12 protein-coding genes are annotated in these 14,178 nt (G+C 65.7%); 2 read left to right on the plus strand and 10 right to left on the minus strand.

The features are described from left to right. Window positions 1-89: 89 nt before the first annotated feature. The 8 genes from J5474_RS12375 to hslO form a co-directional block, all read right to left on the minus strand. Window positions 90-590, minus strand: coding sequence for a L,D-transpeptidase family protein (locus tag J5474_RS12375; protein WP_209361222.1), 501 nt, complete (start codon window positions 588-590; stop codon window positions 90-92). Window positions 591-667: 77 nt separating this feature from the next. Continuing rightward, on the minus strand, window positions 668-1,891 hold the full coding sequence (locus tag J5474_RS12380; protein ID WP_209361322.1) for a class I SAM-dependent RNA methyltransferase: 1,224 nt from the start codon (window positions 1,889-1,891) through the stop codon (window positions 668-670). 98 nt (window positions 1,892-1,989) lie between these two features. Continuing rightward, a complete protein-coding gene (locus J5474_RS12385; protein WP_209361223.1) occupies window positions 1,990-3,822 on the minus strand; it encodes an ABC transporter ATP-binding protein in 1,833 nt (610 codons plus the stop codon). Continuing rightward, window positions 3,819-5,666 carry an ABC transporter ATP-binding protein gene (locus tag J5474_RS12390; RefSeq protein ID WP_209361224.1) on the minus strand — a complete coding sequence of 616 codons (1,848 nt, stop codon included), beginning with the start codon at window positions 5,664-5,666 and terminating at the stop codon, window positions 3,819-3,821. Before J5474_RS12390 ends, J5474_RS12385 begins: the two co-directional genes overlap by 4 nt. Next, window positions 5,663-7,555, minus strand: coding sequence for an ABC transporter ATP-binding protein (locus tag J5474_RS12395; protein WP_209361225.1), 1,893 nt, complete (start codon window positions 7,553-7,555; stop codon window positions 5,663-5,665). The genes J5474_RS12390 and J5474_RS12395 overlap by 4 nt, the downstream gene beginning before the upstream one ends. Before the next feature lie 212 nt (window positions 7,556-7,767). Beyond that, window positions 7,768-8,934, minus strand: coding sequence for a CCA tRNA nucleotidyltransferase (locus tag J5474_RS12400; RefSeq protein ID WP_209361226.1), 1,167 nt, complete (start codon window positions 8,932-8,934; stop codon window positions 7,768-7,770). Further along, complete coding sequence (locus tag J5474_RS12405) at window positions 8,931-9,560, minus strand: CoA pyrophosphatase (protein ID WP_209361227.1); 630 nt, start codon at window positions 9,558-9,560, stop codon at window positions 8,931-8,933. The genes J5474_RS12400 and J5474_RS12405 overlap by 4 nt, the downstream gene beginning before the upstream one ends. Beyond that, window positions 9,547-10,542, minus strand: a complete 996-nt coding sequence (gene hslO, locus J5474_RS12410; protein ID WP_209361228.1) for an Hsp33 family molecular chaperone HslO — start codon at window positions 10,540-10,542, stop codon at window positions 9,547-9,549. Before hslO ends, J5474_RS12405 begins: the two co-directional genes overlap by 14 nt. Before the next feature lie 112 nt (window positions 10,543-10,654). On the opposite strand from hslO, the gene J5474_RS12415 reads away from it, so the two are divergent. Further along, window positions 10,655-11,089, plus strand: a complete 435-nt coding sequence (locus J5474_RS12415) for an NUDIX domain-containing protein (protein ID WP_209361229.1) — start codon at window positions 10,655-10,657, stop codon at window positions 11,087-11,089. On the opposite strand, the gene J5474_RS12420 is transcribed toward J5474_RS12415, so the two are convergent. After that, window positions 11,086-12,366 (minus strand): PP2C family protein-serine/threonine phosphatase, encoded by a 1,281-nt coding sequence (locus tag J5474_RS12420; protein ID WP_209361230.1) that lies wholly within the window; start codon window positions 12,364-12,366, stop codon window positions 11,086-11,088. The genes J5474_RS12415 and J5474_RS12420 overlap by 4 nt on opposite strands. Window positions 12,367-12,529: 163 nt before the next feature. Here J5474_RS12420 and J5474_RS12425 point away from each other — a divergent pair, with 163 nt between their 5' ends. Beyond that, window positions 12,530-12,865, plus strand: a complete 336-nt coding sequence (locus J5474_RS12425) for an Hpt domain-containing protein (protein WP_209361231.1) — start codon at window positions 12,530-12,532, stop codon at window positions 12,863-12,865. Window positions 12,866-12,902: 37 nt separating this feature from the next. Here the strand turns inward: J5474_RS12425 and ilvA are convergent, their stop codons facing one another. Further along, complete coding sequence (gene ilvA, locus J5474_RS12430; RefSeq protein WP_209361232.1) at window positions 12,903-14,144, minus strand: threonine ammonia-lyase IlvA; 1,242 nt, start codon at window positions 14,142-14,144, stop codon at window positions 12,903-12,905. Between the last annotated feature and the right edge of the window lie 34 nt (window positions 14,145-14,178).

Genomic DNA, 14,178 nt, shown 5'->3' on the forward strand with positions numbered 1-14,178 from the left:
TCGGTGTTTCGCACCGACCCCATTTTCATGCCCGTATCCGGTTGTCTTGACCTGCGCGACGACTCCCCCCGATCTTGCCCGGAAACCCGTCAGGGGTTGATCACCACCGGCGTACCCTCGCGCACCATGGAGTAGACGTCGCGAATCTGCTTGTCCGTCACCGCGATACAGCCCGCCGTCCAGTCGCGGGGCGCGCCCTTCTTGTAGGTCTGGCCCTGCCCGTGGATGAAGATATCGCCGCCCGGGCTTTTTCCCATGGTGGAGGCAAAGGCGCGGTCCTGCGGGTTGGGATAGCTGAGACCGACGGACAGGTGGAAGGCCGAATTCGGATTGCGACGGTCAATGTAGTAGATGCCCTCCGGCGTCCGGCCGTCGCCCTCGACCTGCTTGTGTCCCACGGGGGCAAAGCCTAGCCCCACGTCGTAAGCCTTCAGCACTTCCTCGTTGTGCAGAAGGTACATGCGACGGTCGGATTTGTTGATGACAACCTGCGTCACCTCCGGCCCCCGGTAGTTGTAGAATTTGCTCTGCCCGCAGGCCGTCAGCAACAGCCCCGTCAGCAGGATCACACCGAACCTGATCATACGCATCACACTGCCCCTCATGGATTTTGGCACAGGGTATACACCCTTCCGGGGGCGCCTGTAAGCACACCTTTTCCGGGCGCTCACGCGGGTGTGAATTGCGCTGCCAGCTCCACATGCGTCGACCAGCGGAACTGGTCGATGGTGCGCACCCAATCCAGCCGGTAGCCCGCGCGGGTCAGCACTGCGGCGTCACGGGCGAAGGTCACCGGGTTGCACGACACAAATGCGATCCGCGGAACGCGCAGTCTGGCGATCTGCGCCACCTGCGCTTCGGCCCCGGCGCGCGGCGGATCGATCACCACGCCGTCGAAGCGTCCCAGCTCGTCCGGCAGCAGGGGGTTGCGGAAAAGGTCCCGTGTCTCCGTCGTGACGTGCTTCAGACCCTGCGCCTGCCGCCACCCCTTGTCGAGCGCCCGGAGCATGGCTCCGTCACCCTCGACCGCGTGGACCCGCGCCTGTTCCGCAATTGGCAGCGAAAAGGTTCCGCAGCCGGCAAAGAGATCGGCGACATGGCGCGCGCCTGTCAGGGCCTCCGTGACGCAGGACAGCAGCGCGGCCTCGCCCTCCTTCGTCGCCTGCAGGAAGGCCCCCGGCGGGGGCACCACCTGCGCGGATCCGAACGTAACCATGGCGGGCCGGAAGGTCAGCACCTCCTCGTCCCAGGACAGCCGCGCGATGCCTTCTGCCTGCGCGATCCCGGCCAACGTCACGCGAAAGTCGTCGTCCACCGGCTTGCCCCCGCGCACCGCAACGTCGAGCCCGGCTTCGGTTTCGGTCATCATCACCGACAATTCGCCCTTGCGTGACGCACCGGCGACGGCCAGCGCCTCTGCCAGCGGCAGCGCTGCCGACAGCGCGGGGCGCACCAGCTGACAGTCAGGCACGCTGATCACCACGTCCGATCCCTTGGCGTGGAACCCTGCCAGTGCGCCCTTCTTCTTGCGCCGTGCCGAAAACCCTGCCCGCCTGCGCGAAAGCGGCGGCGAAACAATGCATGGGCGCATCTCGCACTCCAGCCCCTGGGCGGCCAGCGCACGTGTGACGACTTCTTCCTTCCAGCGTGTGACGAAGCCGTAATCCGCGTGCTGCAACTGGCAACCGCCGCAGGCCTTCGCATGGCGGCAGGGCGGGGAAACGCGCTCCGCCACCGGTGTCACGATCTTCGGCACGGCCATGACGCCATTGTCCACGGCACCCTCGACCACCTCGCCCGGCAGCGCGCCCGGCACATAGACCGGGCTTCCCGAAGCATTGGCTGCGATGCCATCGCCGAGATGCCCCAGCCGCTCCACCGTCACGCGCATCAGTTCGGTCATGGTCCCGGCCCCTGCTTCTTCTTGGCAAAAATACTCACTAGCCCACGCCCGCCACGCAGACCAGAGGCCAGAGGTCCTTCACGGATCTATTCCGCCGCCTCTGCGCCTAGAAAACCGCCCGACTGTCGCGCCCAGTAGCGGGCATAAAGCCCCTTCCCCGCCAGCAAGGCGTCATGGGTGCCCTGCTCGACGATGCGACCGCCGTCCAGCACAAGAATGCGGTCCATGGCGGCGATGGTGGACAGACGGTGCGCGATGGCAAGAACCGTCTTGCCCTTCATCACCTCCTCCAGCGCGTGCTGAATTTCGGCCTCCACCTCGGAATCGAGCGCGGACGTCGCCTCGTCCAGAACCAGCACCGGAGCGTCCTTCAGGATGGCGCGGGCCAGCGCGATGCGCTGCCGCTGGCCACCTGACAGCTTCACGCCGCGCTCGCCCAGCCGCGCCTCGTAGCCGGAGCGGCCCTTCAGATCCTTCAGGTCCAGGATGAAGTCATGCGCCGACGCCCGCCGCGCCGCTTCAAAAACCTCTTCGTCGCTGGCCCCGGGTCGACCGTAGCGGATGTTCTCCATGGCGGAGCGGTTGAACATCGACGTGTCCTGCCGAACCACGGCCACCGCTTCGCGCAGCGCCGACTGCGCGAGGTCGCGGATATCCGTTCCTCCCAGCAGAATGCGTCCCTGTTCCACCTCGTGCAGCCGCAGCAGCAGCGAAACGGCGGTGGACTTCCCCGCCCCCGAGGCGCCAACCAGTGCGACCTTCTCGCCCTCGCCGATGGTCAGGTCGAAGTCCGCCAGCGCCCGCCCCTCGCCTCCATAGGCAAAGCCGACGTGCTCGAAGCGCACCGGTCCCTTCGGCGGGTGGTCCAGCGCGCCCGGCCGGTCGGTGATGCCATGCGGCGGGGTCAATGTGCCGATGCCGTCCTCGATTTCGCCCAGATGGGTGAAGATCGTGATGGCCACCCGCCCCAGCCGGTTGGTCAGCATCGACAGTCGCGAGGTGATCATCGCCGTCATGGCGATGTCCCCCGCCGTGGCGTGGCCGCCACTCCAGAGGTAGAGCGCACCGAGGATCGAAACCGCCGGCAGGATGCCCCCCAGCGTCATCAGCACCATGCGGAACAGGGCGGACAGCTCTCCGAACTCCAGCCCGCGCTGGCGGTAAACGTCCAGCGTGGCTTGCGTGGCGCGGTCTTCCTCGGCGTCGCGGGCAAAGAGTTTCACCGTGGACATGTTCGATAGCGTGTCGACGATCTGCCCGGTTACCAACGTGCGCGCCCCCGCCCGCCGGGCGGACCGCTTCTGCACGCGCGGGATGAAAAACCACAGCGTCAGGCCGTAAAGCACAGCCCAGACGGCAAAGATCAGCAATAGCCGCCAGTCGATGCCCCCCAGCAGCAAGAAGGACCCCGCGAACATCGCCAGAGAGAAGACGATGACATCGGTGGTCTCCAGCACAAGATCGGTCAGCGCGCGAGCCGCCTGCATCGCCTTCTGGCTGATGCGCCCGGCAAAGTCGTTTTCGAAAAAAGCCATGGAGTGGCCCATGGTGTAGCGGTTCAGCCGTTGCAGGATCAGCGGGAACAGGTTCGGCCCCAGCATGATGCCCGACACGCCCGCGTCAGCGGCAAAGACGATAGGCCGGACCAAGAGGAAGAAGACGAGGCCGAACACCACCAACGGCCAGAACGCCCCCCAGAAATCCCCCGGGCCACTCTCAGCGGCGCTGTCGATGACCCAGCCGGTGAACTTTGCCGCAACCAGCTCGGACGTTCCGGCGAAGAAGGTGACGAGGCAGGCGACGAGGATGGCCTTTTCCGCCCCCTTCAGCGCCCATCGCATGAATGGCCATAGCGCGCGCGGCGGCGGACCCTCGGCGGGCTGAAAGGGGTCGATCTTCGGAAAGAGGCGGCGGATCACTCGGCGGCCTCCGTCTGGTCGTTGTCCGCGCCGATGAAGCCGCCGGATTGCCGCTCCCAATAGCGGGCATAGAGCCCCTGCGCCGCGAGAAGCGCGTCATGGGTGCCTTCCTCGGCGATGCGCCCGTGGTCGAGAACAATGATCCTGTCCATACCCGATATGGTAGAGAGCCGGTGCGCGATGGCCAGCACCGTCTTGCCCTCCATCACGTGGTCAAGCGCGGACTGGATCGAGGCCTCGACCTCCGAATCGAGCGCGGAGGTCGCTTCGTCCAGCACGAGGATCGGCGCGTCCTTCAGGATGGCGCGGGCCAGCGCGATGCGCTGCCTCTGGCCGCCGGACAGTTTCACGCCGCGTTCACCCAGATGCGCGGCATAGCCCTCGCGGCCCTTGTGGTCCTTCAGCGTCAGGATGAAGTCATGCGCCTCCGCGCGCCGGGCGGCGGCGATCACCTCTGCCTCCGTCGCGTCGGGGCGGCCGTAGCGGATGTTGTCCATCGCGGAGCGGTTGAACATGGACATCTCCTGCGTGACCATGCCGATCTGGCGCCTGAGGCTGTCCTGCGTCACGCGCGCGATGTCCTGTCCGTCGATCAGCACCCGGCCCTTCTCCGTGTCGTAGAGCCGCATCAAGAGCGCAACGAGGGTCGATTTCCCTGCGCCCGAAGCGCCGATAATAGCCAGCTTCTCGCCCGGTTTCACGGTTAGGTCGACGCCTTCAAGCCCGCCGGCCTCGCCGCCATAGGTAAAGGTCACGTCGTCGAAACGGATCTCTCCGTCGGTCACGTTCAGAGTCCTGGCATCGGGTGCGTCGGTCAGGTCATGCGCGACCGACAGCGTGCTCATGCCATCCTCGACCTCGCCCAGGTGGCCGGAAATCACCATGATCGAGAAGCTGATCCACCCCGTCATCTGCGCCAGTCGCAGCGCCGCGCCCCCGATGGCCGCGATATCGCCCGGCGTGACGGAGCCGCGCAGCGCAACCGCGGCGCCAATCAGCGCCACTGGCAGCAGCCCCGCGATGCAGATAAGCCCCAGCCGGAAGCTGGTCGTCGCCTCCCCGAACAGGAGCGCCTTCAACCGCAGTTCATCCAGCGCGCCCAGCGTCTTGCCGTCCTCGTGCTGGCGCCCGGCGAACAGTTTGACTGTCTTGATATTGGACAGCGTGTCCACCACCTGCCCGGACACCATTGCCCGCGCCCCGGCGCGCTCGGCGGATCGGGTGCGGATGGTGGGCAGGTGGCGCTTGAGGAACCACAGGTACAGCACGAACCACACGCCGAGGATCAGCACCAGCCAGAGGTTCACCGCACCAAGCAGCGCCATGGTCCCCAGCACGGTCGCCAGCCCCAGCGTCAGGGCGTTGACGGATTCGACCACGGTTTCCGTCAGCGCATTCGCGGCCTGCACCTTTTTCTGCGCCAGCCGACCGGCGAAATCATTGTCGAAGAAGCTCACCGACTGGTTGATGGTCCAGCGGTAGAGCCGCGTCATCACGAGGTTGAAGACGTTCGGCCCGATCATCACCGTCTGTGTCAGAGCCAGCCCGCCGAAAAGCGCAGGGCGGATCACCAGCAACAGAATGGCCGCCCCGAGGAACAGCGGCCAATGCGCGAGCAGCGGCCCGGGTTCCCCAGCCGCGTCGACAATCAGCCCGAGCAGGTACATGGCGGCGACCTCCGTCAGGCCCGCAGAGACCGAGACCACCGCGCCCAGCGCGATCACCGGCCCGGCGCCGCGTAACGCCCAGCGGATGAAACGCGCCAGTGTGCGGGGCGGCGGCCCACCGGCCTCGGCCCTGGTGTCGATCAGGCGACCCGCCTTGCTTATGGTCGATGCGATCATTCCGCCGCCTCTCCGCTGTCCGTGTCCGTTGCCGTGTCCGTGTCCGTGTCATCCTCCGGGTGGTCCAGAGCGAGGAACCCGCCCGACTGCCGCGCCCAAAAGGAGGCATATAGCCCGCCCCGCGCCAGAAGCACCTCGTGGGGGCCGTCCTCTGCAATGCGCCCACCGTCCAGCACCAGGATGCGGTCCATGTGCGCGATGGTGGACAGGCGGTGAGCGATGGCGATGACCGTCTTGCCCTCCATCATGCCGTAGAGCGTGTCCTGTATCGCGGCCTCGACCTCTGAATCGAGCGCGGAGGTCGCTTCATCGAGCAGCAGAATGGGCGCATTCTTGAGGATCACCCGCGCGAGGCTGATCCGTTGCCGCTGCCCGCCCGACAGCTTCACGCCGCGTTCGCCCACCTGCGCGTCATAGCCCGCGCGGCCCTCGGCGTCGCGCAACCCGAGTATGAAATCATGCGCGTGCGCCTGCCGTGCGGCGGCGATCATCTCTGCCTCCGTGGCGTCGGGGCGCCCGTAAAGGATGTTGTCCCGTACGGAGCGGTGCAGCAGTGACGAATCCTGCTGCACCATGCCGATGCCTTCGCGCAGGCTGGCCTGCGTCACCCGCGTGACGTCCTGGCCGTCAATCAGGATCTGCCCAGCTTCCGGATCGTAGAACCGCAAGAGCAGCTTCACCAGGGTCGACTTGCCCGCACCGGAGCGGCCAACCAGCCCGACCTTCTGCCCGGCGGGAATGGTCAGCGTCACGTGGTCCAGCCCGCCGGAGGCCTGCCCGTAGTGGTGGCTTAGGACTTTCAACTCGATCCGGCCGTCGGTCAGTCGCAGCGGCTGCGCGTCGGGGGTGTCGCGCAGGGTGATCGGCTGGGCGATGGTCTCCATCCCCTCCTGCACGATGCCCAGCTCGCGAAACAGCGAGGTCGTCGCCCACATGATCCAGCCGGTCATGGCATTCAGCCGCAGCACCAGCGCCGTTGCCGCCGCGACTACCCCTGCGGTGGCATTGCCCTGCATCCAGAGCGTCAGTGCCAACCCCACCACACCGACCACCAGCAGGCCGTTCAACGCGTTCAACGCCAGATCCATGGTGGTATAGAGCCGCATTTCCCGCATGAAAGTCTGACGGGCCTTTTCGATCGCCTCTTTTGCGTAGTCGAGTTCCCGGTCGTCATGGGCGAACATCTTGACCGACTGGACGTTGGTGTAGGCATCGACCACGCGCCCCGTCACGAGGCTGCGGGCATCGGCAGAGGCCTTCGACGCGGGGGAGACGTTGCGCACCGTCCAGCGGATCAGCAGCCCATAGAGGATCATCCAGCCAAGAAGCGGGATCGTCAGGCGCGGATCGGAATCGCCCAGAAGGAGCACTGCGCCCACGATGTAGGCCAGTGAGAATGTCACCGCATCGAAGGTCTGGAAAGCCACTTCGCCAGCCGCCGGGGGCGTCTGCATGATACGATTGGCGATACGCCCGGCAAAGTCATTCTCGAACCAGCCGACAGACTGCCGCAGCACGTGGGCATGGGCCCGGTAGCGGATCAGCGTGCCGAGATTCGGCATGATCGCCTGGTTCAGCAGGGCCACATCCAGCGCATTCAGAAGCGGACGCAGGAACAGCAGAAAGAATCCCAGCGCCATCAGCGTCAGCCCGTGCGCGCCCCAGACCTGCGCCGGGTCGCCTTCGAGGATATCCACCACCCAGCCCATTGCGGCGATCAGGCCGATCTCGATGCTGGCCGTCAGGACAGACGTTACGGTTGCAAGCACGAAAACCCCGCGAAAGGGCCGGGCGTATTGAAACAGGAAGGGCAGCAGGCGACGCGGTGGCGTATCGTTCGGGGAATAGGGCGCGTAGGGGTCGACGAGATTTTCAAAGAAGCGGAACATTCGAAGGTCGCCTTTGGACTGGCGTTAAGCGGGCCATGAATCAGGATGCAAATCCGGGCGTGAATCAGGCATGACGAAAGGGTGCGGCGCGGCGTCTGCCGAAGCCCGCACGTGCAGGGTCAGTCAGACAAAGCTGGGAAGGGACCGTGCAATTTCCATCAAGGGGCCTCCGACAAGGTTCGGGAGCGTTTTGGCACAGATGTGTGCTTCTGTCACGCTTTTCCGGCACGGGACAGGAGGGCTTCGCGCGTGAGGGAAAACCCGGAGGCGATCCAGTCGGCTTCCAGCGCACGCAATGCCTCGCCCAGCGCGGGGCCTTTCAGGGCCGGCTGGAGGTCTTTTGCCTTCACCGGGAACTCTGCATCGGCAGCGGCACGCAGGTGGGGCAGGGCGTTCTTTTCCAGCGGTGCGCCAAAGGTAGCGGCACGCAGGGCGATCACCTCCCGCGCGGCGTCCTCGCCGTGGCGGTAGGCGATTTCGCGGGGCGTGGCGGCGGCCGGGATCAGATCCTGCAACAGCCGCAGCCGCCTTTGTTGCGCCTTCGACAGCCGCAGGGCAGCGCCGTCGACCATGCCGAGAACGGCAAGGCGGCGCAGCGGGTCCGGCGACAGGTCCAGCGCGACCTCGTGCATCAGGAGCGGGCCAAGCGGCGTCTCGTTCGTGCCGGGCAGAACGTGGTTCAGAACGCCACTGCGCGCCATGACGCAAACGGAGGAAAGCGGATCCGGCGCGGCAAAGAGCTTCATCAATTCGTGGCCCACCCGTTCGCGCGACAGCACGTCGAGCCCGTCGAGGTTCCCGGCAATGGCGGAAAGCGCCTCCGCATCCATGCCCCCCTCCGGATTGCCATACCAGGCGAAGAAACGGAAAAAGCGCAGGATGCGAAGGTAGTCCTCGCGAATGCGGGTCTCGGCATCCTCGATAAAACGCAGCCGGCGGGCATTCAGGTCAGGGACTCCGACGCCCAGCGGATCGAGGACCTGCCCGCGCCGGTCGGCATAGAGCGCGTTCATGGTAAAGTCGCGGCGGCGGGCGTCTTCGGTGATGTCGGTGGCAAAGGCCACCACTGCGCGGCGCCCGTCGGTTTCCACGTCGGCACGAAAGGTGGTGACCTCGAACCCGGTGCCGTCCGCGACCACGGTGATGGTGCCGTGGTCGATACCTGTCGGAACCGGCCTCAACCCGGCCTGTTCGGCCAATTCGACAACACGCTCGGGGTGCGCGTCGGTGGCAATGTCGACGTCGGCCACTGGCGCGCCCAGCAGCGCGTTGCGCACGCAGCCGCCCACGGCGTAGGCCTGATGACCACCGTCCTCGAGCATCTTCAGAACCGCCTGGGCGGCGGGGTTGTCCAGCCAGTCGCCGTGCACCGTGGTCATGTCTCGCCTCTCTCGGCGTTCACCCTTTCGGCCAGCCCGCGCAGCATCCGCGCGGTGGCGCCCCAGATGTAGTAGGGGCCATAGGGAACAGCATAATACAGCCTGCGCTGCCCGCGCCAGCGACGGCCTTGAACGGTATAGTACGCCCGGTCCATGACATGGGAGAAGGGCGTGGTGAATACCTCCTCCACCTCGCCCGGTTCCGGTACCGGGGTGAAGGGGACGCGGATCAGCGCCAGCACGGGAGTGATCGAGAAACCCGTGACGGTTTCGTGCGCGGGCAGGGTGCCCAGCACCTCGACAGTGTCGGGGTCAAGGCCCACCTCCTCATGCGCCTCGCGCAGGGCGGCGGCGGTTTCATCCGCGTCTCCCCGATCGACCTTGCCGCCGGGAAAGGCGATCTGACCGGGGTGGTGCTTGAGGTGGCTCGACCGCTTTGTGAGCAGGAGATCCAGCCCGTCACGCCCGGGCTGGAAGGCGACCAGAACCCCGGCCGGACGCAGCTTGCGCCCTTCGGGCAGGGCCACGACAGGGTTCAGGTCAAAATCCGAGGACGGTCCCGCCGCGACGCCCAGCGCGCGGCGCAACCGTTCGGTCTGGTCGGCTATGACTTCAAGCGTCGTCATCCGGGGCTTTCTCCGCCTCGAAGCCCACAGTCTTGGGGTCGAGCACGTAATGCGCGCCGCAGAACTGGCAGTCGGCGGTGACGGTGCCCTCGTCCGTGGTCATGCGCGAGATATCCTTGGCCGAATAGATCGACAGGGACTGGCGCACGCGGTCCTCCGAACAGGTGCAGCCAAAACGCACCGGCTGGGCGTCGTAGACACGCGGCGTTTCCTCGTGGAACAGGCGCACCAGCAGGTCGGTCGGCGGCACGGAGGGGCCGATCAGTTCCAGTTCCTCCACCGTGGCGAGATGCGCATTGACGCGGTTCCAGTTTTCCCGCGTGTCACCATCGACAAGGTCATCCGCGCGCAGCACGCCGTCCTCTTCGGACGGAGCGTCCTTGGCGAAGGGCGATGCCTTGGGCATGTGCTGCAGCATGATGCCCCCCGCGCGCCAGTGCTCCTCGCCGCCGTGTTCGGTCGATTTGCCGTAGGTCAGGGCAAAGGTCGTGGGCAGCTGCTCGGACTGGGCAAAGTAGGCGGCGGCGCAGTCGGACAGCGAATTCCCCGCGATCGGCACGATGCCCTGATAGGGTTGCATGCCCTCGCCCTGATCGATCAGAATCGCGAAATAGCCGTTGCCGAGCTGGGCAAACGGCGCGTCGTCGGTGATCCGGTCGGTGTCGAAACTGGCGTAGGCCCGGATCCGTGCCGGCTGTCCCTCTTCGTGGGGTCCGTAATAGTCGGTGGCTATCATCCGCACCGGGCCGTTGGTCTGCACCTGCAGGGACAGCTTCCACCGCAGCTTGATCGTCTGGCCGATCAGGGCGGTCAGCAGGGCCATCTCGGCCACCAGCGCCTCTACCGGATCGGGGTAGTCGTGCTGTTTCAGGACGCCCGACAGCACCCCGTCGAGGCGCGCCACGCGACCCCGCATGTCGGAGCGGTCAAGCTGGAAGGGCAGGACGGTATCGTCCCAGGCGATCTTGTCACCGAAGCTCATGAGGAGATCCTTGGGGTCTTCCGGAGGTCATCCGGGGTTTTCCTTGGTGCCGTGGTCTGGCAGTCAAGGTGCGCATATAAGGCCATATGCCGCGAACGCAAAGGGGTGAGACATGCGCAGGTACGGAGAGGGGCCCCTCGCGGGGCAGCAATACAGGTTCCGCCCCGGCGTCTACGTGGTGCTGCCACGCGGCGGGGACCTGCTGCTGACGCACCAGTCCGCACCCTATCCGGAGGTCCAGCTGCCCGGCGGCGGCATCGATCCGGGCGAAAGCCCGCTACAGGCGCTGCATCGCGAGGTCTGGGAGGAAACCGGCTGGAAGATCGCCAACCCGCGGCGGCTGGGTGCCTTCCGACGGTTCACCTGGATGCCCGACTACGAAATCTGGGCGGAAAAGCTTTGTATCCTTTACCGCGCCGATCCGGTCTATCCGCTGAGCGCGCCCGTCGAACCCGCGCACAGCGCGCTGTGGATGGCAGCGGAGCGCGCGGCAAGGGAACTGGGAAACCCGGGCGAACGCGCCTTTGTCCGGGCGATGCTGCGCTAGTCCTGCGACAGCACGTCGAATTCCAGCAGTGCGGCGGAGACGTCGTCGCTCAGGCTGTTCTTGTCGGCCATTTGCATGGTGAGGCGCCAGAACATGTCCTCCATCAGGTCGGGGCCGCTGCCGCCCTCCGCGCTTTCGCGGAAGATACGGGCAAGGCCCTCCTCCCCCAGCATCTTGCCGTTGTCCATGACAGCCTCGGTGAAACCATCGGAATACAACAATAGCATGTCGCCGCTTTTCATGCGGAATGCGTGGGTGTCGTAACTGACCTCGTCGACCAGACCGACGGGCAGGCCGCCGTCGCCGATCAGTTCGATCTCGCCGTTGGCGCGCAGCAGCATGGCAGGGGAATGCCCCGCCTGCACCAGCCGCATCCGCCCCGTGGTCAGGTCGGCGGCGACATAGGCCATGGTCAGATACTCTTCCACCCCTGGATCCGCAGCGAGCCGCTGGTTCAGCAGCAAGGCCGTCTCTGCCGGGTCGCGCATGGCATAAAATCCGGTGTAGCGGCGTTGCAGTGCGATATTCTGCTCCGGGAAGGTGGAGGAGAGATAGCCCGCCACCCGCGCCGTCACCATGGCGGAGGTGATGCCGTGGCCCGAAACGTCGATACTGTAGAGCCCGAGCCGGTCAAAGCCGGGACGGAACATGCCGACGAGGTCGCCGCCCACATGGCCACAGGGTTGCAGAAGCAAGGAGACGCGCGAGGTCCCGACCTCGCAGACGCGTTCGGGCACCAGCGACTGCTGGATGGTACGGGCTTGCCGCAGATCGTTGTCGATCGCCTCATGTGCGGCGCGCAACTCCTCCAGCGCGTGGGACAGGTCGCGGTTCTTCTCCGACAATTGCCGCTGCATGGACAGGATGCGTTCGCCGGCTGTGATACGGGCACGCAATTCGTCGTTGGATACGGGTTTCGTCAGAAAGTCGTCGGCCCCGGCATCGAGCCCCTCCGCCACCTCGCCCTTCTCCGACTTCGACGTGACGAGTATGAAGTAGCCGTAACTTCCGAGGTCCAGTTCGCGGAAACGGCGGCAGAGTTCCAGCCCGCTCATGCCCGGCATCATCCAGTCGGAGAGGACAAGATCCGGCGGATCGGTGGCGCAGATCGCCAGCGCTTCCGGACCGGACTCGGCGGTCGTGACCTCGAACCCCCAGCGGGTCAGAGTGCCGCCCACCAGTTTCAACTGGAGGCGGCTGTCGTCGACGACCAGCACACGCCTGACTGCACCGGTCAGCCGCGGTGTATTCGTCAGCTGATCCGGCTGCACCGCCATGGTCCGTTATCGCCTGCTCTTGTCCGATTGCTCTTGAGGCATGTGGTAACGGGGCGGTCTTAATGGCACCTGAAAGATCGAAATCGACATAATTTCCGGCTGCCCTCTAAGGTTCCGTTCACCGCGCGCGCGTAGGAAAAACAGGAGCAGGAGGTTGGGAAAGATGATCGATTGGGCACGCGTAGGCGAACTGGTTGATGAGATCGGCGCCGAGGATTTCGAGGAAGTGGTGGAGCTCTTCCTGCTGGAAGTCGATGGCGCCATTTCCGCGCTGGAAGCGGCGGCGGGCAACGCGGTGATCGTCGAGGAACAGATGCATTTTCTGAAGGGCGCGGCGCTGAACCTCGGGTTCGAGGCGCTGGCGCAGCTGTGCCTCAAGGGCGAAAAGGCCGCCGCCAGCGGGCGGGCGGACGTGGTCGGTCTGGACGAGGTGCGCCAGATTTACCGCAGTTCGCGCCTACAATTCGAACGCGACCTGCCGGACCGGCTGGCGGCCTGAGGCGCGCCGCCGGGCTGGGGGTACGGTCGAAACAGCGCTAGATAAGGAACTGCGCGAGAATCTCGTCATCGGTGATGTCCTGATAGCTGAACCCATGCGCATCGAGCGCGGCAAACAACCGTTCGAAGCTTTCGGGTGCGCTGGTTTCGATCCCGATGAGGACGGAGCCGAAGTTGCGTGCAGACTTCTTCAGATACTCGAACCGCGCGATGTCATCGTCCGGGCCGAGCAACGTCAGGAAATCCTTCAGCGCGCCGGGGCGCTGGGGCAGGCGCAGGATGAAATACTTCTTCACCCCCGAATAGCGCTGCGCGCGCTCCTTCACCTCCGGCAGGCGTTCGAAATCGAAGTTCCCGCCCGAAGTGATGCAGACCACCGTGCGGCCAAGGATGCTTTGCCCGAGGTCCTTCAACGCGTCGACAGACAGCGCGCCCGCCGGTTCCAGAACGATACCTTCGACGTTCAGCATCTCCAGCATGGTGGTACAAAGCCGATCCTCCGGAATGGCCAGGGTGTTGGCCAGTCCGACGCCCTTGAGCCGGGCAAAGGTCTGCTCCCCGATGCGGGCCACCGCCGCCCCGTCAGCAAAGGTATTCACCTTCTCGAGCGCCACGGGCCGCCCCGCCGCCAGCGCCGCCCGCAGGCATGCACCACCAGCCGGTTCGACAAACGTATACTGCGTCTGCGTACCGAAGTACGACAGCACCCCTGCCCCCAGGCCGCCGCCCCCCACGGGGATCACTACATGGTCGGGGATGCGGCCCAGCTGGCGTTCGATCTCCACCGCGACGGAGGCCTGGCCCTCGATCACGTCCTCATCGTCGAAGGGCGACAGGAAATGCCCGCCTTCGGTGGCGCAGAACTCCTTGGCCGCATGCAGGCAGTCGTCGAAGTAGTCACCGATCAGGCGGATTTCGATCTGTTCGCCGCCGAACATGCGGGTTTTCTGAATCTTCTGCTGCGGCGTCGTCACCGGCATGAAAATCACGCCACGCACGCCCAGGTGCCGACACATGAAGGCGACGCCCTGCGCATGGTTCCCCGCCGAGGCCGCGACATAGAGATCCACGTCTGGCCGCTTGCGCATGGCGTTGAAGGCACCGCGCAGCTTGTAGGACCGCACCGGCGAGAGATCCTCGCGCTTGAGCCAGATATCCGCTCCGAAGCGCGCCGACAGATGATCGTTGCGCAAAAGCGGCGTGGTCGGGAAGACATCGCGCATGGCCTCTTCGGCGGCGCGGGCCAGTTCCTGAAAGTCGGGGGTCTGGAAATCGGTCATGGGCCTTGGTTTCACGGGAAACCGGCGGCTGGCA

Source organism: Sagittula salina, from assembly GCF_017813235.1.
GTDB lineage: Bacteria > Pseudomonadota > Alphaproteobacteria > Rhodobacterales > Rhodobacteraceae > Sagittula > Sagittula salina.